Below are 22,467 nucleotides of genomic sequence, written 5' to 3'. Positions count from 1 at the left end.
GATCCGGTGAATCCGTCCGAGCGGTTGTCGTTCATGCTCGGGGATGCGCGGGCGCGGGTGGTGGTGACCGAGTCGGGTCTGCTGCCGGTGCTGGAGGGGTTCGAGGGCGAGTTGGTGGTCCTGGACGCGCTGGAGTCCGAGCGGACGGAAGCACTGCCTGCGGTGTCGGGGCCGGACAACGCGGTCTACGTCATCTACACGTCGGGCTCGACGGGCCGGCCGAAGGGTGTCGTGCTCAGCCACGCCAACGTGGTGCGGTTGCTGGAGACGGCTCAGGAGCACTACGCGTTCGACAGCTCTGATGTGTGGTCGATGTTCCACTCCTACGCCTTCGACGTGTCGGTGTTCGAGATGTGGGGCGCCCTGGCCCACGGCGGGACGCTGGTCGTGGTGCCGCGTGAGGTGACGCGGTCGCCGGAGGAGTTCCTGGACCTGCTGGTGGAGCAGCAGGTGACGGTGCTCAGCCAGACGCCGTCGGCGTTCCGTTCCCTGGTCTCCGCCGCCGCCGGCGGCGACGAGCGGATCGGCCGGCTGGCCCTGCGTTCGGTGATCTTCGCCGGTGAGAAGCTGGAGGTCGGCGAACTCACGCCGTGGACCGAGCGGTGGGGTCTGGGCCGGGTGGCGCTGGTGAACATGTACGGCATCACCGAGACCACCGTCCACACGACCTACCACCGGCTCACCCAGCGCGACTTCGCCCCGGGCGCCGGCAACCCGATCGGCCGCCCGCTGAGCGACCTCACGATCCATCTCCTCGACGAGTACGGTCACTTGGTGCCCGACGGCACCCGCGGCGAGATCCACGTCGGGGGTCCGGGGGTGGCCCGGGGCTATCTGAACCGGCCGGAGCTGACCGCCGAGCGGTTCGTGCCCGACCCGTTCGGTCCGCCCGGCGCCCGGCTCTACCGCTCCGGGGACCTCGCCCTGCGCCGGCCGGACGGCAGTCTGGAGTTCCTGGGCCGGGCCGACGACCAGGTCAAGATCCGCGGCTACCGGATCGAACTCGGCGAGATCGAGAGCGCCCTCGTCGCCCACCCGGCGGTCCTCCAGGCGGTCGTCGTCGCCCGTGACGACACCCTCGTCGGCTACGTCGTACCGGCCGGGGAGCAGCCGGTGGAGCCCGCGCAGCTGCGGGACTGGCTCGGGCGCGACCTGCCGGGTTACATGGTCCCGGCCGCCTACCAGCGCATCGAGCGGCTCCCGCTGACCGCCAACGGCAAGCTCGACCGGCGTGCCCTGCCGGCCCCGGACCGCACCGCCTACGCCCGCGCCGCCTACCTCGCCCCGCGCACCCCGGCCGAGGAACGGGTCGCCGCGGTCTGGCGGGACGTGCTCGGCGTCGAGCGGGTCGGCGTCCAGGACGGCTTCTTCGACCTGGGCGGTGACTCGGTGAAGGCGGTCGCGGTGGCCGGGCTGATGCGCGAGGCCGGTCACGACGTCACCGCGCGGGACGTGCTGGAGGACCAGACCGTCGAGGCGCTGTGCGTGCGCGCGGCCGCCTCGGACACTCCGGCCGGGACCGTGGTGCCGGTGGCGCCGTTCGCGCTGCTGTCCGCCGCGGACCGGGCCGCCCTGCCGGACGGCCTGAGCGACGCCTACCCGCTCACCCAGACGCAGACCGGCATGCTCGCCGAGATGCTCTCCGCCGACGGCGGGCCGCTCGCCTACCACCGGGTGTCCTCGGTGCGGATGGGCGCCGACGAGCCCTTCTCCCGCGAACCTTTGCAGCGGGCCGTCCAGGAGCTGATCCGCCGGCACGAGGCGCTGCGCACCACGGTGGACGCGGAGTCGTTCGGCACGCCCCTGCAACTGGTGTGGGCCACCGCCCCGGTGCCGCTGCGCGTGGTCGACCTGACCGGCGTGGACGCGGACGGGCAGGACCGCGCGCTGCGGGAGACCCTGGCCGAGGAGAGCCGTACGCCGTTGCCGCACGACACCCCGCCGCTGCTGCGCCTGCTGGTGCACCGGCTCGGCGACGGCACCTGGCAGCTGACCGTCACCCAGTCCCACCTGATCGTCGACGGCTGGACCTTCGCCACCCTGCGCGGCGAGCTCCTGGCCCTGTACCGGGCGTACCGCGACGGCGACCCGGTCCCGCCGTACGACCCGCCCGCGGTGCGGTTCGCCGACACCGTGGCCGCCGAGCTGACCGCCCTGGCCTCCGAGGAGGACGACGCCTACTGGCGGCAGGCCGTCACCGAGCACGTCCCGTTCGCCCTGCCGGACGGCTGGGGCGACGGACCGGGCGCCGCGCGGGACGGCTACCAGCTGCGCGTCCCGGTGGGCGACCTCACCGGCGGCCTGCGCGCCCTCGCGGCGGCCGCCGGCGCGCCCGTCAAGAGCGTGCTGCTGGCAGCCCACCTGAAGGTGCTCGCCAGGCTCACCCCGGAAACCCGCTTCTCCTCCGGCGTCGTCACCCACTGCCGACCGGAGGCACCGGGCGCCGACCGGGTCTACGGCACCCACCTCAACACCGTGCCGTTCCCGGCCGGCCCGCTGCCCGCCCGCTGGCGGGAGTGGGTGCGCCAGGTCTTCGACCGGGAGCTGGAGGTGTGGCGGCACCGGCACTTCCCGATGCCGGCCGTCCAGCACCGGTACGGCGACGGGACCCGGCTGGTCCAGGTGTACTTCAGCTACGAGGACTTCGGCGTCCCGGACACGGCTCCCGCCCGCAACGGCGACGGGAGGTCCATGGGCTCCAGCCACGACGAGTTCCCGCTGGCCGTCACCGCGGGCGGGGACGAGATCGTCCTGGACGTCGACGGCCGCGTGGTCGGCCGCGCCGACGGGGCCCGCCTGGTCTCCCTGTACCGGGCGGTCCTGGAGGCGATGGCCGCCGACCCGGACGGCGACGCCCGTACGGCGGTGCTGCCGGACGGCGAACGCGAGCTGCTCGCCCGCTGGTCCGCCCGCCCGGCGGAGCCGCCCGTCTGGTGCCCGCCCGGCCGCTTCGAGGAGTGGGCCCGCCGCAGCCCGGGCGCGACCGCCGTCGTCGTGGACGACGAGTCGGTGCCCTACGGCGAACTCGACGCCGCCGCCAACCGGATCGCGCACGAGCTGCGCGCGCTGGGCGTCGGTGCCGGGGCGACCGTCGGCCTGCTGCTGGGCCGCGGACGCGACCTGATGGCGGCCCTGCTCGGGGTGTGGAAGGCCGGTGCGGGCTACCTGCCGCTCGACCCCTCCTTCCCGGCGGAGCGACTGGGTTACCTGCTGACCGACTCGGGCGCCGCCGCCCTGGTCACCGAGTCCGCGCACACGGCGGACGGCACACCGTTCTACGACGGGCCCCTCGTGCTGCTCGACCGGGACCGGGAGCGGATCGAGGCCCGGCCGGACACCGCGCCGGACCGCGCCGACGACCCCGACGGCCTCGCGTACGTCGTCTACACCTCCGGCTCCACCGGCCGGCCCAAGGGCGTGCAGATCACCCACCGCGGGCTCGCCAACTTCCTGCGCTACATGGTGGACACCTATCTCGCCGACGGCACGCACGGCGCCCCGGTGTTCTCCTCCGTGGCCTTCGACATGGCGGTGGCCGGCCTGCTGGCCCCGCTGATGGCCGGGCGGACCGTCCACCTCTTCCCGCACCACCGGCAGCTGGACGAGCTGGGTGCCTGGCTGGCCAAGAGCGGCCCGTTCGACTTCGTCGAGCTGACCCCCGGGCATCTGGAGCTGATCTCCGCCCAGTCGGGCGGCGAGACCGCGAGCCCGATCGCCCGGGCGCTGGTGGTCGGCGGGGAGGCGGTGAGCGCGCGGAGCGTGGCGCAGGCCCGCCCGCTGCTGGACGGCGGCGGCCGCGTGGTCAACTCGTACGGCCCCACCGAGGCGTCGGTGGTGAGCAACGAGTTCGTCGTCCCCGACCCCTTCGCGGGTGAGGCCGTACCCGTCGGCGGGCCGCTGCCCGGCGTCACCGCGCACGTCCTGGACGCGTGGCTGAACCCCGTACCGCGGGGGGTGACCGGCGAGCTGTACATCGGCGGTGCGGGCGTGGCCCGCGGCTACGTCGACCGGCCGGCGCTGACCGCCGAGAGGTTCGTCCCCGACCCCTACGGCCCGCCGGGCGCCCGGCTGTACCGCACCGGCGACCTCGCCCGGGTGCTGCCGGACGGCTCCGTGGACTTCCTGGGCCGCGGCGACGGACAGGTCAAGATCCGCGGCTACCGGGTCGAACTCGGCGAGATCGAGGCCGCGCTCGCCCGGCACCCCGCAGTCGCCGACGCCCGGGTGGTGCGCTGGGGCGACGGCCCGTCCGACGCCCGGCTGGTGGCCTACCTGGTCGCCGCCGAGCAGGCTGCGCCCCCGGCGGCGGAGGAGCTGCGTGAGCTGCTGTCCCGGCAGCTGCCCGCGTACATGGTCCCCTCGGCGTTCGTGACGCTCGACGCGCTGCCGCTCACCGCGAACGGCAAGCTCGACCGGCACCGCCTGCCCGCGCCCGACGACACCGCCTACGGCCGGCGCGGCCACGACGCCCCGCGCACCCCGACCGAGCAGTGGCTCGCCGGTGTGTGGGCCGAGGTCCTCGACGTCGACCGGGTGGGCCGCGGCGACCGGTTCTTCGCCCTCGGCGGCCACTCCCTGCTGGTCTTCAAGGTCCTGGCGGCGGCCCGCCGTGCCGGGTACCCGCTGTCCCTGCTGATGCTCTACCGCGACGACAGCGTGCAGGCGGTGGCCGCGGCCGTCGACACGGCACGGGCCGCCGCGCCGGCCGAGCGGGAACCGGCCGCCCGGGCCACGGCCGCCACGGCCGCCGCCGGCTCACCGCAGTCGCTGCTCGCCGAGCACGTGCCCGGCGTCAGCCTCGCCGTCATCGCCGGCGGCGAGCTGGTGGACGTCCGGGCGGAGGGCGTGCTGTCCGCCGACGGCGGCACCGCGGTCACGGTGCACACGCCGTTCCAGGCGGGCTCGGTGAGCAAGCTCGTCACCGCACTGGGCACCCTGCGGCTGGTGGACGAGGGCGTGCTCGACCTCGACCGGGACGTGGACGCCTACCTCACCGGCTGGCGGCTGCCGGACGGCACCGGCATCACGCTGCGCCGGCTGCTCGCGCACCTGGCCGGGCTGACGCCCACCCCGAGCACCGGACAGCGGCGCGGCGAACCCCTCGTACCGCTGCCGGAACTGCTGGAACCGGTCCGCGCGGAGCTGCCGCCCGGCACCGTCTTCCGCAAGGCCAACGTCCACTACTCCGTGGTCCAGCAGATCCTCGCGGACGTCACCGGCGAGAGCCTGGAGGCGCTGATGCGGCGCCTGGTGTTCGAGCCGCTCGCGATGACCGGCAGCAGCTTCGACCAGGCCTACCCGGAGCGCGTCGCCCACCCGGTGGCGTGCGGGCACGACACCGGCGGGCGCCCGGTCGACGGCGGCTGGCGGCAGTGGCCCGACACGGCGGCCGCCGGCCTGTGGACGACCGCCGCCGACCTGGCCAAGCTGCTGCTGGAGATCCGCCGCTCCCGGCTCGGCCGGCCCCTGGCACTGCTCCGCCCCGGCACCGCCGAACAGCTGCTGACCCCGCAGCACCCGCACAGCGCCTACGGGCTGGGCGCGGTCGTCGACGACCTCGGCACCGACGTGCAGTTCGGGCACGGCGGTGCGGGCGACGGCTACCACGCCCTGGCCATGTGCCGCATCGGGCAGGGCAGCGGGTTCGTGGTCCTCACCAACGGCGACGCCGGTGCCGAGGTGGCCAGGCGCTGTGTGCCGCTGCTGGACGCCCGGCCCGCGGACCGGTCGCGGTGAGCGCGGTCGGCGGGCCGGCCGTCACCGCCGGCCCGCAGCCGCCGCCCCCGCCGCTGCGCCGCAACCGGGACTTCCTGCTGCTGTGGCTGGGCGCGGGCCTGTCGGTGCTCGGCGACCGCGCCGCCACCGTGGCCTTCCCGTTGCTGATGATCTGGTACAGCGGCTCGCCCGGCCAGGCCGGCCTGGTCGGGTTCGCCGGACTGCTGCCGATGCTGCTGTTCCAGCTGCCGGCCGGGGTGCTGGTCGACCGGCTGGACCGCCGGACGACGATGGTCGTCTGCGACCTCGCCGGGCTGGTGGCCATGGTCAGCCTGGCCGTGGCCCTGCTGCACGGCACCCTGTGGCTGGCGCACATCATGGCGGTGGCGTTCGTGGAGGGCACCGCCGCCATCTTCTACCGGCTGGCGGAACGGGCGGCCGTGCCCCATGTGGTCGGCACCGGGCAGGTGTCCACCGCGCTGTCCCAGAACGAGGCCCGGGCGCGCGCCGCCGGACTCCTCGGTCAGCCGCTGGGCAGCGCGCTGTACGGCGCGGCCCGCTGGTCGCCGTTCCTGGCCGCCGCGCTCGGCCATCTGTTCGCCCTGTGCGGCCTGCTGCTGATCCGCAGGAAGTTCCAGAGCCCGCGCGACCCCGCCCCGTGGCGGCCGCGCGCCGAACTCGCCGAGGGGTTCGCCTGGTTGCTGGGACAGCGGTTCCTGCGGGCGGCGATCTCCCTGGTCGCGGTGACCAACATCCTCTTCCAGGCGCTCACTCTGGCCCTGGTCCTGGTCATCAAGGAGGGCGGCGGCTCACCGGCCGAGATCGGGATCGTCGGGGTGGTCTCGGGCGTCGGCGGCATCGCGGGCGCCCTCACCGGCTCGCACGTCGTCCGGCGGCTGCGCCCCGGCACCGTGATGATCTGCGTCTTCGCCGTCTGGACGCTGCTGATGCCGCTGGTCGCGCTGACCGCCGACGTGGTGCTGCTCGGCGCCCTGTTCGCCGGGACCTCGTTCGCCGGGGCGGTGCTGAACGTGATGGCCGGCGTCTACCAGGTGCAGGCCACCCCGGACGAGCTGCAGGGCCGGGTCGGCGGCGTCGCCGGACTGCTCAGCTCCGGGGCGAGTTCGCTGGGCTCGCTGGCGGGCGGCTACGCGCTGGAGCGGACCGGCTCGACCGGCACCCTGCTCGGTGTCGGAGCGGTCATGGCGGCGACCACGCTCGCCGCCGCCCTGATCCCGTCCGTCCGCACCGCGCGACGCCCCGAGCCGACGCCGGCCGCGCCACCGGCCCCGTCCGACCCGTCCGACCCTTCCGACACCCACTGACCACCTCGGTATAGGTCCGCTATCGGCCCGCTATCGGCGCACTGACCAGCATCAGCCCGAGGCGGGCCGAGGGACCGTTCGTGCCCTGGCCCGCCCGCCGGGGCGGCCAGAGCACCGCCGATCCATGGGGAGAAGCTATGAACGCGTCGCCAGACCTGTCCGCGCCGGGGCCGCTGCCCGCCCGCATCGCGCTCCAGGCCGCCGCCACCGCCGGGTCCGTCGCGGTCGTCGACGGCGAGCGCGAGCTGACCTACGGCGAACTGGACCGGCGGGCCAACCAACTGGCCTGGTCGCTGCTGCGCTCCGGCGCCGACGCCCGGACCCCGGTCGGGGTGCTGCTGCACCGCGACGCCCGGCTCGCCGTCGCCCTGCTGGCGGTGTGGAAGGCCGGTGCCGCCTACGTCCCGCTGGACCCCGAGCACCCCGCCGCCCGCACCGAGGGCATCCTCGCCGACACCGGTGCCCGGCACGTGATCACCGGCCCGGAGCACGCCCACCGGATCACCGGCTCGATCCGCGCCGTCACCGTCGACCCCGCCCTGACCGCCCTGGACGGCCTGCCCGACACCGCACCGGACATCGACATCGCCGGCCCGCAACCGGCCTACGTGCTGTACACGTCCGGGTCGACGGGCCGGCCCAAGGGTGTCGTCGTCCCGCACGAGGGCCTCGCCAACCAGGTCGCCTGGCGGGTGCGCACCCACGGCCTCGGCCCCGCCGACCGGGTGCTGCACAAGACCCCCGTCACCTTCGACGCCGCCGGCTGGGAGATCTTCGCCCCGCTCGTCTCCGGCGGCACCGTCGTGATGGCCCCCGCGGGCGCCGAACGCGACCCCGCCCTGCTGCTCGACGCGGTGACCGGCCACCGGGTCACCGTGCTCCAGGTCGTGCCCTCGCTGCTGCGCCTCCTCGCCGACGACCCCGGCTGGTCGCGCTGCACCACCCTGCGGCTGCTGTCCTCCGGCGGCGAGCAGCTGCACGCCGAGCTGGTGCGGCGCTTCCTGTCCCGGCTGCCCGAGGACGCCACCCCGCCCGAGGTGTGGAACACCTACGGCCCCACCGAGTGCTCCAACGAGGTCGCGGGCCACCGCCACGACTCGCTCCAGCGCACCGGACCGGTGCCCGTGGGCAGGGCCGTGGACGGCCTGCGCCTGCTGGTCCTGGACCCGGACGGGCACCCGGTGCCGGCCGGTGAGCAGGGCGAGCTGCACGTCGGCGGCATCGGTCTCGCCCAGGGTTACCTGGGCCGCCCCGACCTCACCGCGGAGCGTTTCGTGCCCGATCCGTCCGGGCCGGCCGGGGCCCGCCTGTACCGCACCGGGGACCTGGTGCGCGCCCGGGCCGACGGCGTCCTGGTGTACGTGGGCCGGGCCGACGACCAGGTCAAGATCAACGGCGTGCGGATCGAACCGGGCGAGGTGGAGGCCGCGCTGGAGGCCCACCCCCGGGTCCGGGAGGCCGCCGTCACCTCCTACCGGGCACCCGGCGGGGCCACCCGGCTCGCCGCCCACGTGCGCTTCGCCGACGGCGGCGGCCCGGACTGGGAGGAGCTGCGCGGCTTCCTCGCCGGCCGGCTGCCGCACAGCCACCTGCCCGCCGTGTGCCTGCCGGCCGACTCCTTCCCGCGCACCGCCAGCGGCAAGCTGGACCGGCGCGCCCTGCCCGAACCCGCCGCGCACGACGGCCCGGTCGAGGCACCCTCGACCGAGGCGGAGGAGCTGGTCGCCGGCGTGTGGCGGGACGTGCTCGGCGTGCCCGCCGTCGGCCCGCACGACGACTTCTTCCGGCTCGGCGGGTCGTCCCTGCAACTCACCGTCCTCGCCAACCGGTTGCGGGCCGCGACCGGCCGCCCGGTGGAGCTGTCCCGGCTGCTGGCGGCCACCACGGTCGCGGCGCAGGCCCGGCTCGTCACCCGGGACGCCGACCCGGTGCCCGCCGTACGGCCCGTGCCCCGCACCGGTGCGCTGCCGCTCTCGCCGGGCCAGCGGCGGCTGTGGCTGCTGGACCGGATCGACCCGCGCGGCCGCGAGTGGGTGACCGGCGTGTTCCTGCGGGTGCCGGCCGGCGAACCGGACGCGCGGGTGCAGGCCGCGCTGGACCTGCTCAGGGCCCGGCACGAGGGGTTGCGCACCCGGTTCGTCACCGGCGCCGACGGCGAGCCGGCGCAGCTCGTCGACCCGCCCGCGCCGATGGAGCTGCACCGCGTGGCGGCGCCCCGGGACCGCGTCGGCGAGGTCGTCGAGGAAAACGCCCGGCAGGGCTTCGACCTCGAACACGGCCCGGTCGTCCGCGCGCTGCTGATCGGCACCCCGGACGGCACCGGCGAGCGGACGCTCGTACTGCTGATGCACCACATCGTCGCCGACGGCTGGTCGGCGACCGTGCTGCGCGAGGAGTTCCACACGGTGCTGCGCGCCCTGCGCGAGGGCCGCGACCCCGGCCTGCCCGAGCTGCCCGTGCAGTACGCGGACTACGCCGTGTGGCAGCGCGGCCGGCTGACCGAGGACGTCGTCGCCCGCGAACTGGAGCACTGGAAGCGGGTGCTGGCCGGTGCCGAACCGCTCGCGCTGCGCACCGACCGGCCCCGGCCCCCGGTGCGCGACGCCGGCGGCGCCGTCGTCACCTTCACCGTTCCCGTGGACGTCACCGACGCCCTCGCCGAGCTGGGCCGGCGTGCCGACGCCACCCCGTTCATGGTGCTGCTCACGGCGTTCTCGACGCTGCTCGCCCGGTACACGGCCCGCTGGGACGTGGTGGTCGGCGCCCCCGTGGCGGGCCGCGAGCGGCCGGAGGTCGAGGGCGTCGTCGGGTTCTTCCTCAACAGCCTGGTGCTGCGCTGCCCGCTGGACGGATCGCTCACCTTCGCTGAGGCCCTGGACCGGGTCCGGGACGTGTGCAAGGAGGCCTTCGGCCACCAGGAGCTGCCCTTCGAGGAGCTGGTGGCCGAACTGGCCCCCGAGCGGGACCCCTCGCGCACCCCGCTCTACCAGGTGGCGTTCGACTACCACGACGAGGCGATGACCGGCTCCGCCGCCGACGCCGGCGAACTGGACGCGGTCGTCGAGGTGTCGTCGGTGGCGAAGACCGACCTCACGCTGTACATGCGCCGGCAGCCCGACGGCACCCTGCTCGGCGCGCTGGAGTACGCCAGCTCGCTCTTCGAGGCGGCCACCGTGGAGCGGATGGCGGGACACCTCGGGCAGCTGCTGTCCGACGCGGCCCGCACGCCACGGCGCCGCCTGGACGCCCTCGACCTGCTGCCCGCCGCCGAACGCGCCGCGCTGGCCCGGCTGAACGACACCGTCACCCCCGCGCCGGACCGGTCCGTCCCCGCCCTGCTGGAACAGGCCGCGCGGACGGCCGCCGACCGGCCGGCGCTGATCGCGGACGGCACCCGGGTCACCTTCGCGGAGCTGGAGCGCCGGGCCAACCGGCTGGCCCGGCAGCTGCGGGCGCGGGGCGTGGGACCCGAGACGGTCACCGCGGTCCTGCTGGACCGGGGCACCGACCTGCCGGCCGCGCTGCTCGCGGTGTGGCGGGCCGGCGGCGCCTACCTGCCGCTGGACCCGGCGACCCCCGCCGACCGGATCGGCCGGGTCCTGGCCGACGCCGGGGTCCGTGCCGTGCTGACGCAGTCGGCGCACCGGGACCTGCTCCCGCCCGGCTTCACCGGCGAGGTCGTCGCCGTCGACACCGACGCGGCCGAGATCGCCGCCCGCCCCGACGGCGCCCTGGACCACCCCGGGCACCTCGACCCGCGGCAGGGACGCGACCTGGACCTGCTGGCCTACGTCATCTACACCTCCGGCTCCACCGGTTCGCCCAAGGGTGTGCAGATCACCCACCGGGGCCTCGCCAACCACCTGCGCTGGGCCGTCGAGGAGCTGGCCGGGCGCGGCAGCGGCGGCGCCGCGCTGTTCTCCTCGGTCGCGTTCGACCTCGTCGTACCGAACCTGTGGGCCCCGCTGCTCGCCGGTCAGCCCCTGCACCTGCTCCCGCACGACCTGGACCTGTCCGAGCTGGGAGACCGGCTGGCGGCGGCCGGACCGCTGTCCTTCCTCAAGCTGACCCCCGGTCACCTGGAGATCCTCGCCCAGCAGCTCGACCCGGAACGGCTGGCCCGGCTCGCCTCCGTCGTCGTCGCCGCGGGCGAGGCCCTGCCGGCGGCCCGCGCGGACGCCTGGGCCCGCGCCCTCGGGCCGGACCGGCTGGTCAACGAGTACGGCCCCACCGAGGCGTCCGTCGGCACCTGCACCCACCCCGTGACGGCCCCGGTGCCCGGCACCACGGTGCCCATCGGGCGCCCGCTGCCCGGGGTCACGATGCACGTCCTGGACGACCTGATGCGCCCGGTGCCCGTCGGCGTCGTGGGCGAGCTGTACGTGGGCGGCCTCGGCCTCGCCCGCGGCTACGGCGGCAGGCCGCGGGCGACCGCCGCCGCGTTCGTCCCCGACCCCTACGGCCCCGCGGGCGCCCGCCTCTACCGCACCGGCGACCTGGCCCGGCTGCTCCCGGACGGCACGGTGGACTTCGTGGGCCGGCGCGACGGCCAGGTGAAGATCCGCGGCCACCGGGTGGAGACCGGCGAGGTCCGGTCCGTGCTGGAGCGGCACCCGGCGGTGCGCGAGGCCGTGGTCGTCGCCGTCGAGGACGGCGCCGGCAGCCACGCCCTGGCCGCCTACTGGGTGCCCGCCGAGGCCGGGGAGGCGGCCGAGCGGCTGGGCGAGGAACTCGCCGCGCACTGCGCCGAGCGGCTCCCCGACTACATGGTGCCGGGCAGTCTCACGGCGATCGGCTCCGTCCCGCTGAACGCCAACGGCAAGCTGGACCGGGCCGCCCTGCCCCGGCCGCGCACCGAGGCGCCCGCCGGGGACGAGGAGCCGGACGGCGTCGTCGAGGAACGGCTGGCGGAGATCTTCACCGAGCTGCTCGGCGGCCGGGCCGGCCGGCACACCCACTTCTTCCGGGCCGGCGGCAACTCGATCCTGGCGATCCGGCTGATCGCGCAGATCCAGGACGCCTTCGAGATCGACTTCCCCGCCCGTGCCGTCTTCGAGGGCGCCACCGTCGCCGAACTGGCGGCGGCCGTCGAGGCGGAGGTGCGGGCCGAGATCGAACGGATGGCGCCGGCCGAACTGATCGAACGGGCCCGGCAGCTGGACGAACAGGAACCGGACCGGTGACCGCAGCGGACCGGGACGCCCCCGCGTCGCACAGAAAGCGAGATGGGATGACCGAGGAAGAGTACGTCTCCAGGCTGGTGGCCTTCGTCAGGGAGGAGATCCTCCCGGCGGACCAGGCGGCCGGGTTCACCGACACCTTCCCGCTGATGGAGTCCGGGGTGCTGGACTCGCTGCGGGTCGCGCTGCTGCTCACCCACATCCGGGACGAGCTGCACGTGCACGTGTCGCCCGCGCTGATCGACACCGACCACTTCAAGGACGTACGGACCATCGCCCGCATGCTGCACGAGCTGTCGGCGGCCGGGCAGAAGGAGGCAAGGGCATGAGCACGGACTTCGACGTCGCGGTCGTCGGCGGCGGACCCGCCGGTTCCACGATGGCGTCCTACCTCGCCCGGGCCGGACTGTCGGTGGCCGTGTTCGAGGGCGACACCTTCCCCCGGCCGCACGTCGGCGAGTCGCTGGTGCCCGCCACCACTCCCGTGCTGCACGAGATCGGCGCCCTGGAGAAGATCGACGAGGCGGGCTTCCCGCGCAAGTACGGGGCGTCCTGGACGTCGGCCGAGTCCCGGGACATCCCCGTACTGGACTACAAGGGGCTCACCCACGGCTGGACCGCCGACATCGCCTTCGTCGAACGCAACCAGCCCGGTGTCGACCGCGACTACACCTACCACGTCGACCGGGGCCGCTTCGACGCCATCCTGCTGCGCCACGCGGCCGAGCAGGGCGCGACGGTGGTCAACGGGGGCCGGGTGCTGAACGTCGACTTCGACGACCCCGAGGCCGTCGAGCTGACCGTGCGCACGGCCGGCAAGGAGGCGCGGTACACCGCGGGGATGGTGGTCGACGCGTCCGGCCGGCAGACCCTGCTGGGCCGCCAGCTGAAGGTGAAGGTCGCCGACCCGGTCTTCGACCAGTACGCGGTGCACACCTGGTTCGAGGGCCTGGACCGCACCGCCATCGCCCGCGACGCCGCCCAGGTCGACCACATCTTCGTGCACTTCCTGCCCATCAAGGACACCTGGGTGTGGCAGATCCCGATCACCGACACCATCACCAGCATCGGCGTGGTGACCCAGAAGAAGCGCTTCGCCGCCGCCGGCACCGACCGGGAGGGCTTCTTCTGGGAGTTCGTCGCCAGCCGGCCCGAGCTGCACGACGCGCTGCGCGGCGCCCGCCGGGTCCGCGACTTCAAGGCCGAGGGCGACTACAGCTACGCCATGAAGCAGATCTGCGGCGACCGGTTCGTGCTCATCGGGGACGCGGCCCGGTTCGTCGACCCGATCTTCTCCAGCGGGGTCAGCGTCGCCCTCAACAGCGCCCGCATCGCCGCCCAGGACATCATCACCGCCCACGAGGCCGGCGACTACACCCGCAAGCGGTTCGAGACGTACGAGAGCAAGCTGCGCCGCGCCGTGCAGTACTGGTACGAGTTCATCTCCATCTACTACCGGCTGAACGTGCTGTTCACAGCTTTCGTGCAGGACCCGCGCTACCGCGTCGACGTGCTGAAGATGCTGCAGGGCGACGTGTACGACGGTGAGGAGCCCAAGGCGCTGACCGCGATGCGGGAGGTCGTCCGGGAGGTGGAGAACAACCCCAAGCACCTCTGGCACCCGTACCTGGGCACGCTCCGGGCGCCCGCCTCGGCACCCGCGTTCTGACCCGCCGTACGCACGGCCGAAGGGCCGCCCACCGGAAACCCCTCCGGTGGGCGGCCCTTCCCGCTGCCTGCCTGCCTGCCTGCCTGCGCGGCGCGGAGCCGGTCAGGCCGTCGGCCAGGCGGCGAACCGCCGCAGGCCGTACAGCAGCGGCGCCCGCTCGCCGTGCCGGGTGACCCGGCAGATCTGCCCGAACACCGCCACGTGGTCGCCCATCGGCTGGGCGTGCAGCACCGCGCAGTCGGCGACGCGGTGCGCGTCGGCCGCCAGGTGCGGACCGCCGGTGTGCGGGCCGGCCGTCCAGGACACCCGCTCGAACCGGTGCGGATCACCCGAGGCGAACAGCTGCGCGGTCTCCCGGGCACCGGAGTGCAGCAGGTTCACCGCGAAGCCCGCCGAGCCGGCCACCGCCGCCAGCGTCGGGCTGCCCGCCCGCAGGCAGACCACCAGCACCGGCGGCTCCAGCGAGACCCCGCACAGCGAGGAGCACGTCATGCCGCGGGGGGTGCCGTCGTCGTCCCGGGCGGTGACGACGGCGACTCCGCTCGGGAACCCGCTCATGAGAGTGCGGAAGTCCTCCGGCGTCGCGACCGCCGCCGGAGGACGAAGGGTGCCGCTCATGGCTGGTGCATCCGCGAGAAGTAGGTGTACGCCTCCGGCAGCGTCTTCACCAGCTGCCGGGCCTTGTCCCGGATCGCGTCGAACTCCTGCTGCGCGGCGGAGAAGTCCGACAGGGCCAGCGCCGCCGACGGCTTGACGTCGATGGCGCCCATGCCGAGCAGGATGCACATGTACGAGTACGGCGGCAAGCCGTGGTAGTACGGGTAGATCGTCTCGCTGTCCGGCAGCTGGGCGCGCCACTTCTCGATGCGCTCGGCCAGGCCGTCCGGCACCGCGCGGGTCTTGGTGTCCCGCCAGTACTGGGTGTCGTCGCGCTTGGCGGCCTGGTAGTGCAGCGCCAGGAACTCCCGTACGCCGTCCATGACGTGGGCGACACCGTCGTTGTAGCGGTCGCGCAGGACCGGGTCCCAGTCCGGGCCGGGGAAGTTCTTCACCAGCTGCTCGATGGCGTGGTGGATGAAGAAGATGCCCGTGGACTCCAGGGGCTCCACGAAGCCGCTGGCCAGGCCGACGGCGACACAGTTGCGCACCCAGGAGTTGCGGCTGCGGCCGATCCGCATCCGGATGTGGTTGGCCTCGACGTCGGCCGCCGCGGGGCCGACGAACTCGCGCAGGGTGCGCTCGGCCTCCTCCGGGGAGAGGTAGTCGCGGGCGTAGACGTACCCGGTGCCGACCCGGCCCATCAGCGGGATCGTCCAGATCCAGCCGGCGTCCTGGGCGGTCGCGGTGGTGCAGGGGCGGATGCCGCGCCGCTCCATGTCCATCGGCACCTGGAGGGCGACCGCGCTGTCGTTGGGCAGCGTGTCCTGGTAGGAGATGAACGGCTCCTCCAGCGCCTTGTTCAGCAGCAGGCCGCGGAAGCCGGTGCAGTCCACGAACAGGTCGCCGGTCAGCTCGCCGTGCCCGGCGGTCCGGACGCCCTTGATCCAGCCGCGCTCGTCCAGGCCGACGTCGGTGACGTCGTCCACGACGTGCCGGACGCCGCGCTCCACGGCGTACGCGGTGAGGTACTTGGCGAGCAGGGCCGCCTCGAAGTGGTAGGCGTAGGGGAACTGCGTCTTGCCCTGGTGCTCGGACATCGTCAGCCCCCGCATCTCCTCCGCGCTCTCGTCGAAGGGGGTGTCGAGCAGGCTGCCGTCGAGCCGGCGGGGGCTCAGCCCGGCGTCGATCACCGACGCCATCACGAAGCAGTCCTTGTCGAACCGCTCGGTCGGGCCCTGCTGGAGCCACCAGTCGGTCAGCGGGAACCCGTTGACCGACCGCACCTGCTCGAACGGGTGGTAGAAGTAGTGGCCCTTCTCTCTCCAGTTCTCGAAGCGGACGGCGAGTTTGTAGGTGGCGTTGCAGGCCGGCATCCAGTCGGACTCCTTGAGCCCGAGGAACTCGAAGAAGTGCCGGATGTCGCTGAAGGTGGCCTCGCCGACGCCGATGGTGCCGACCTTGCCCGACTCCACGAGCGTGATGTCGATCCGGTCGCCGAAGGCGGCCTTGAGGTAGGAGGCGGTCATCCAGCCGGCCGTGCCGCCGCCGACGATCACGACTTTGTTGGTCATGTGTGTCCCCAATCCGGTGACTTTCGGGAAATCCCGCGAGGTGGTCCGCAGGCCGGCTACGGCCGGTCGGACAGCAGTTCCACGAGGTGCTCGCCGATCGCGGCGACCGTCGGCTGCTGCCACAGCAGCGAGGCCGGCAGCTTGTGGCCGAAGCGCTTCTCCAGGCGCCGGCGGACGACCATGGTCATCACCGAGTCGAGCCCCTGCTCCACCAGCGAGCGGCGCACGTCCAGCGACGCCCGCGGCAGCCGCATCTCCCCGGCGATCTCCTCGGCGACGTCGTCCAGCAGCCGCGCACGCAGTTCGTCCGTGCTCAGCCCGGTGTACGACGAGCCGCCCGCCGGGGCCTGGACCTGCGGGGTCCCGGCGTCGACGGCCTCGCTCAGCACCAGCAGCGGCCGGCCGTCCGGCACCGGCCCGAGCCCGAGGACGGGGTAGCAGCCGGGACCGCGGCGGGCCGCGTACTCCCAGGCGGCGAACGCCTCGTCGGCCGTGACGTCGGTGACGCCGCGCTCCCGCAGCTCCAGGTCGACCACCTCGTTGACGGCCATGCCCTGGCCGCGCCAGGAGGTCCAGGCGAAGCTGGTGGCGTCCGCGGGCAGGCCGGCCGCGGCGGCGGCCGCGTTGCGGTGCGCGGCCAGCGCGTCCAGGAAGGCGTTCGCCGAGCCGTAGGCGGCCTGGCCGGGCAGGCCGAGCAGCTGGCCGCAGGAGGAGAACAGCACGAAGAAGTCCAGGGTGCCGGCCGGGAACAGCTCGTGCAGCACCCGGGCGCCGGCCGCCTTGGGCCGCAGCACTCCGCGCAGCGACTCCTCGTCGGTGTGCGGGACCAGCCGGTTGTCCAGCACGCCCGCCGCGTGCACCACGCCCCGCACCGGAGGCAGACCGAGGGCGTCCGGGGCGAGGGCGCGGGCGGCCTCCGCCGCGTCGGCGACGTCCAGGGCGAGCACCCGCACGGTGACGCCCGTCGCCTCCAGCTCCCGTACCACGGCGATCCGTTCGGCCGTGGCGGCGTCGGTGACCGTCTCCCACTCGGCGCGCGGCGGCAGCCCGGTCCGGCCGGCCAGCACCAGGCGGCGGGCGCCCCGCTCGGCGAGGAACCGGGCGACGCGCAGGCCGAGCACACCGAGCCCGCCGGTGACCAGGTACGTCCCGTCGGGCCGGCACCCGAACGGCTGCGCGGCCGGCTCCCGGTCCGGGCGGGCCAGGCGGGCGACCGTGACGGCACCGTCCCGGACGGCGACGACGTCCTCGCCGGGCGCCGCGCGCACCACGTCCAGCAGGGCGTCCACCGCGCCGGCCGGATCACCGGCCGGCAGGTCGACGACCCCGCCCCACAGCTCGCCGTGCTCGCCGCCGATCACCCGGCCCAGGCCCCACAGCGCGCCCTGGGCCGGCGCGGTGGCCTCCCGGCTCTCCAGCACGCCGGTGGTCAGGGCCCACAGCCGCGGGAAGACGGTGGTGTCCAGCGCGGCCAGCCGCCGGGTGGTGTCCAGCAGCAGCCAGGCCGGCGCGGAGTCCGGGGCGGTGTCGTCCGCGGCGGCCGGGTCGGGCAGCACGACGACGTCCGTGGCCTCGGCCAGACCGGGCAGGCCGTCCAGTTCGGCGGCGCTCTTCAGCAGCCGCACCCGCGCCCCGTCGGCGGCCAGCCGCTCGCCGAGGGCCGCCGCGGTCGCGGAGCCGACGGCACCGACCAGCACGACGTCCTCGACGCCGCGTCCCTCGCGGGGGCCGCCGAGCGCGGCGGGCCGCCACCGGATCTCGTGCACCAGCCGGCGTGCCGGGGTTGCGCCCGCCGCGCCGTTGCCGACGTCGGCGTACCGCACCCCGCGCAGCGCGGCGAGCACCCGGCCGTCGTCCCCGGCGACCAGGACGTCCACGGTGCCGGTGGCGGCGTCGTGCCGTACCCGGACGTCGACGGCCGTGCCGTCCGCCGGGGGCTCCGGCGCCACCCGCACCTCGGCGACGCCCGCGACCATGCGCAGCGCCGCCGGTCCCGGGTAGGCGGAGGGGGCGATGGACAGGGCGGCGTCCAGGACCGGGGCCCAGGTGGCGGGCGCCCGCTCCGGCTGACGGGCCAGCACCCGCGCGTGCAGCAGGCCCTCGGCGCGGCGCAGCGCCGTCACGGTCCATTCGAAGCCCATGGTGGGCACGCCCACCGAGGCCAGGTGCCGCAGGATCTGAGCCGGGTCGGCGTCCGCCGCGTCGGCCGGGAGTTCCGCCAGGGTGCCGGACGGCGCCTCGGGGCCGGCGCTCACCGCGGTGGTGTGCACGAGCCAGTCGCCGTCGCCCTCGGCGGGCCGGGAGGCGATCCGCACGGCGTCGTCCTCGCGGAGCACCTGCACCTCGCGCCGCTCCGCGGCGGTCAGCGGCACCCGCAGCGCCACGTCCCGCAGGGTGTGCGCGCCGGGTCCGCCGGTGGCGGCCAGGAACGTGTTCAGCAGGACGGCGGCGGGGACGATCTCGACGCCGTCGATGGTGTGGCTGCCCGGGTAGGGCCGGTTGCCCTCCTCCAGGTGGGTGCGCCACAGGGTCAGCGGGCGGCCGCCCACGCTGGTGGGCGAGCCGAGCAACGCGTGGGTGTCGGCGTCGTGTTCGAGGCTGCCCGCGGCACCGGACGGGGACGTCCTCCGCCAGTGCGGAAGCCGCTGCCAGGCGGCGGCCGGCAGCGTCGTCAGGTCGCCCCGCGGGTGCAGCCGGCGCCAGTCCACCGCGATGCCCGCGGTGTGCGCGGCGGCGAGCGCGGCCAGCAGGGAGAGCCGGTCGGACTGGTCGCGGCGCAGCGTGGAGCCCACGAACACGCCCTCTGTCAGCTCCTGTTCGACGAGGGTCTCGCGGACGGAGTGGGCCACCACCGGGTGGGCCGACAGCTCCAGGAAGCGGCGGTGACCGTCCTCGGCGGCGGCCTCGACGGCCGCGGCGAGCCGGACGGTGTTGCGCAGGTTGGCCGCCCAGTAGGCGCCGTCGGCGGCCGGTGTGGTCCGCGGGTCGGTCAGCGCGGTGCTGTACATCCGGATGCGCGGCGCGCCCGGGGTGAGGTCGTGGGCCGCGGCGGCGAGGTCCGCGACCAGTTCGTCCATCTGCGGGCTGTGGAAGGCGACGTCGGAGGCGACCCGGCGCACCTGCACGCCGTCCGCCTGCCAGGCCTCGATCAGCTTCTCGACCGCGGCCCGCGCACCGGTGACCACGGTGGAGCCCGGTGAGGAGGCGATGCCCGCGACGACGTCGGTACGGCCGTCGAGCCGGGCCTCGGTCTCGGCGAGGGACAGCCCGACCATCGCCATCGCGCCCTTGCCGGCCACCCGCCGCAGCAGCAGCGAGCGGCGGCAGATCAGCCGGGCGCCGTCCGTCACGGACAGCGCGCCGGCGGTCACGGCCGCGGCGATCTCGCCGACCGAGTGCCCGATGACGGCGTCCGGCCGCACACCGTGCGCACGCCATACGGCGGCCAGCCCGATCTGCACCGCGAAGATCATCGTCTGGATGCGGTCCACGGTCTCGAAGTCGCCGTCGAGCAGCAGCTGCCGCGGGGAGAAGCCGATCTCCTCCAGGAAGACGGGCTCCAGTTCGTCGATGGCCGCAGCGAACTCCGGGTCTGCGGCGAGCAGTTCGCGGCCCATGCCGGCCCACTGCGAGCCGTGTCCGGAGAACACCCAGACCAGGCCCGCGCCCGGGTCGGCCGGCGCGGAGCCGGTGACCGCCTGGCGGGACTCCTCGCCGTCGGCGACCAGCCGCAGCCCGGCGGCGAGTTCGGCGTGGTCGGCGGCGACGACCGCGGCCCGGTGCTCCAGGTGCGAGCGGCGCAGCGCCAGGGTGTGGCCGACCGAGTCGAGGGCGGTCTGCCGTCCGGTGCCGGTGAGCCACTCCGCGAGGTCCCGGGCCGCGGCCCGCAGGCCCTCCCGGGACCGGGCCGACAGCGGGAACAGCCGTGCCTCGCCGGTCTCCGGGGCCGGCTGCGCACCGGTGCCGCCGGCCGGCTCCGGTGCCTGTTCGAGCAGCACGTGCGCGATGGTGCCGCCGTAGCCGAAACCGGACACCGCGGCGCGGCGCGGCCCCTCGTGCCGCGGCCAGGCGGTGCGCTCGGTGACCACCCGCAGGCCGTTGCCGTCCCAGTCGATCGCGGGGTTGCCCCGGGAGTGGTTCAGCGTGGGCGGGATCTCCCCGTGCGCCAGCGCGAGGACGGCCTTGAGCAGCCCGGCCGCGCCCGCACCGGCCTCCAGGTGGCCGATGTTGGGCTTGACCGAGCCGATCAGCAGCGGCTGCCCGGCCGGCCGCCCGGCGCCGTACACCGCGGACAGCGCGCCGGCCTCCAGCGGGTCGCCGAGCCGGGTGCCGGTGCCGTGCGCCTCGACGTAGTCCACGCTGCCGGCGTCGACACCGGTGCGGCGCAGGGTCTCCTCCAGCAGCCGCTGCTGCGCGGTGCCGCTCGGCGCCATGATGCCGTTGGTGCGGCCGTCCTGGGCGACGTGGCTGCCCCGGACCACCGCGAGGACCCGGTCGCCGTCGCGCCGGGCGTCGGACAGCCGCTTGAGGACGAGGACGGCGCCGCCCTCGCCGCGCCCGTAGCCGTCGGCCGCGGCGTCGAACGGCTTGCACCGCCCGTCGGGCGCGGTGGCGCCGGCGGCCTCCAGGGTGAGCGACAGGCCCGGCCCGACGATCAGGTTGACCCCGCCGACCAGGGCGATGCCGCTCTCCCCGGCGCGCAGGCTCTGGCAGGCCAGGTGGGTGGCGACCAGGGAGGCGGAGCAGGCGGTGTCCACCGCCATGCTCGGACCGTGCAGGTCCAGGGCGTGGGAGATGCGGTTGGCGGCGGCGCACAGCGCACTGCCGATGCCGGTCCACGCCTCGATGGTCGGCAGGTCCTCCAGCAGCCGGCGGCCGTAGTCGTCGGAGCCGATGCCGACGAACACCCCGGTGTCGCCGCCGGCCAGGCTGAGCGGCGGGATGCCCGCGTCCTCCAGCGCCTCCCACACCACTTCGAGCAGCAGCCGCTGCTGGGGGTCCATCAGCTCCGCCTCGCGGGGACTGAGCCCGAAGAAGGCGGAGTCGAACCCCTCGATGTCCTTGAGGAATCCGCCGGGGATGTCGGCGCGGCGCACCGCCGCGCCGTGGCTCGGGCCCTGCTCGCGGTAGGCGTCCCAGCGGCCGTCCGGCACCGGGCCGATGCCGTCCCGGCCGGAGAGCAGCATGTCCCAGAAAGCGGCGGGCGAGTCGGCGTCACCGGCGAGCCGGCAGCCGGCCCCGATCACGGCAATGGGTTCATCAGCAGCCACTACTTCGTCTCCTTGCCTTGGCATCGCCTGGTCAGCCGCACCACGGAGCGGGGTGCAGGATCCGTACGACGGCGCACGAGAGGGTCACGCCCGGGCCCACGCCGAGCATCAGCAGGTGGTCCCCGGGGCCCAGTTCGCCGGTGCGCAGCAGGTGGTCGAGCGACACGATCTGGTCGCTGGCGCCGAGGTGGCCGACGGTCCGGCCGAACTCCCAGGTCGACCGCTCCATCGGCAGGCCGAGGGCGGCCATGCAGCGCTGCTCGACGATCTCCCGCGAGTAGTTCATGTAGGCGACGCGGGTGACGTCGGACAGGGCGATCCCGGAGGCGTCGAGGACCCGGTCGACCAGTTCCAGGGTCCGGGCGTGCACCTTCACCAGGGCGGCGGTGCCGGTGCCCGAGGCCAGCGCCGCCTGCTTGTACTCGGCGTTGCGCGCCTGGAAGTCCAGGGCCCGGCCGGTCGTCGGCCCGGGCGGGAACAGCGGTTCGGTGCCGCGGTGCATCTGCTCGGCCTCCGAGACGGTGACCGACTCCACCGCGAGGAGCTGCGCGAACGAGGGTTGCGTGGTGAGCAGGACGGCGCTGGCGGCGTCGCCCGCGACGTAGCCCGGCCCCATCCGCCAGCGGTCCATCATCGGCGTGCCGAAGTTGTCGGAGGCGACGAGCAGCGCGGTCGGCGCCCGGTCTCCGCTCTCCGGTGCCGGCCGGCCGCGCAGGTACCAGGAGCCCAGCTCCAGGGCGGCGAACATGCCGTTGCAGCCCTGCCGTACCTCGACCGCCAGGGCGTGGTCGCCGACGAGGTGCCGTTGCAGGTAGTACTGCGGCTGCCAGCCGTCGGGGCCCTGGTGCCAGGAGTCCGCGTACAGCAGCAGGTCGGTGTCGTCGGGTCGGTGCCCGGCCCGCTTGCACGCCTCCTCGGCGGCCCGCAGGGCCATCTCGGGGGCCGGGGTGTCCCCGGCCACCGCCGCGCCGGCCAGCTCGTGCAGCTCGGCCTCGAACTCGGGGTAGAGCCCCTGGGCGACGGCCTCGTCGATGCTCGTGGTGCCCGGGAGGTGGACCCCGAGTCCCTTGATGAATACGTCGGGCGTGCGCAAGGCCGCCTCGCCTCCTCGGTCGTGTTGCGTCGGGTGGTGCGGGG

Annotated in this window: 9 protein-coding genes; 5 read left to right on the top strand and 4 right to left on the bottom strand. The window is 75.0% G+C overall.

Annotation, left to right across the window (positions count from 1 at the left end; translation table 11 throughout):
- The first annotated feature begins 6 nt into the window (after positions 1–6).
- The 5 genes from ABZ923_RS11335 to ABZ923_RS11315 all read left to right on the top strand — a co-directional run bounded on the left by ABZ923_RS11335 (position 7) and on the right by ABZ923_RS11315 (position 13,889).
- Positions 7–5,736, top strand: coding sequence for an amino acid adenylation domain-containing protein (locus ABZ923_RS11335; protein ID WP_361469831.1), 5,730 nt, complete (start codon positions 7–9; stop codon positions 5,734–5,736).
- Positions 5,733–7,040: an MFS transporter gene (locus ABZ923_RS11330; protein WP_361469825.1), complete on the top strand. Its 1,308-nt coding sequence runs from the start codon at positions 5,733–5,735 to the stop codon at positions 7,038–7,040. Before ABZ923_RS11335 ends, ABZ923_RS11330 begins: the two co-directional genes overlap by 4 nt.
- 137 nt (positions 7,041–7,177) lie before the next feature.
- Positions 7,178–12,223 carry an amino acid adenylation domain-containing protein gene (locus ABZ923_RS11325; RefSeq protein WP_361469823.1) on the top strand — a complete coding sequence of 1,682 codons (5,046 nt, stop codon included), beginning with the start codon at positions 7,178–7,180 and terminating at the stop codon, positions 12,221–12,223.
- 47 nt (positions 12,224–12,270) lie between these two features.
- Positions 12,271–12,549, top strand: coding sequence for an acyl carrier protein (locus ABZ923_RS11320; protein WP_361469820.1), 279 nt, complete (start codon positions 12,271–12,273; stop codon positions 12,547–12,549).
- Positions 12,546–13,889, top strand: a complete 1,344-nt coding sequence (locus ABZ923_RS11315) for an NAD(P)/FAD-dependent oxidoreductase (protein ID WP_361469817.1) — start codon at positions 12,546–12,548, stop codon at positions 13,887–13,889. Before ABZ923_RS11320 ends, ABZ923_RS11315 begins: the two co-directional genes overlap by 4 nt.
- 102 nt (positions 13,890–13,991) lie before the next feature.
- Here the strand turns inward: ABZ923_RS11315 and ABZ923_RS11310 are convergent, their stop codons facing one another.
- The 4 genes from ABZ923_RS11310 to ABZ923_RS11295 are packed head-to-tail and all read right to left on the bottom strand — an operon-like array spanning position 13,992 to position 22,423.
- Entirely contained in the window at positions 13,992–14,507 is a 516-nt protein-coding gene (locus ABZ923_RS11310; protein ID WP_361469814.1) for a flavin reductase family protein, read from the bottom strand.
- On the bottom strand, positions 14,504–16,060 hold the full coding sequence (locus ABZ923_RS11305; protein WP_361469811.1) for a tryptophan halogenase family protein: 1,557 nt from the start codon (positions 16,058–16,060) through the stop codon (positions 14,504–14,506). The genes ABZ923_RS11310 and ABZ923_RS11305 overlap by 4 nt, the downstream gene beginning before the upstream one ends.
- A gap of 56 nt (positions 16,061–16,116) precedes the next feature.
- The gene (locus ABZ923_RS11300; protein WP_361469808.1) at positions 16,117–21,330 is read right to left on the bottom strand and encodes a type I polyketide synthase; all 5,214 of its coding nucleotides are present in this window, start codon (positions 21,328–21,330) and stop codon (positions 16,117–16,119) included.
- Positions 21,331–21,361: 31 nt separating this feature from the next.
- Positions 21,362–22,423, bottom strand: a complete 1,062-nt coding sequence (locus ABZ923_RS11295) for a ketoacyl-ACP synthase III family protein (protein WP_361469805.1) — start codon at positions 22,421–22,423, stop codon at positions 21,362–21,364.
- Positions 22,424–22,467: the final 44 nt, after the last annotated feature.

The sequence above is a fragment of the Streptomyces sp. NPDC046881 genome (assembly GCF_040645015.1).
Lineage (GTDB): Bacteria > Actinomycetota > Actinomycetes > Streptomycetales > Streptomycetaceae > Streptomyces.
Note: the sequence above shows the minus strand (reverse complement) of the source record. Positions and strands in the feature narration are given on the sequence as shown.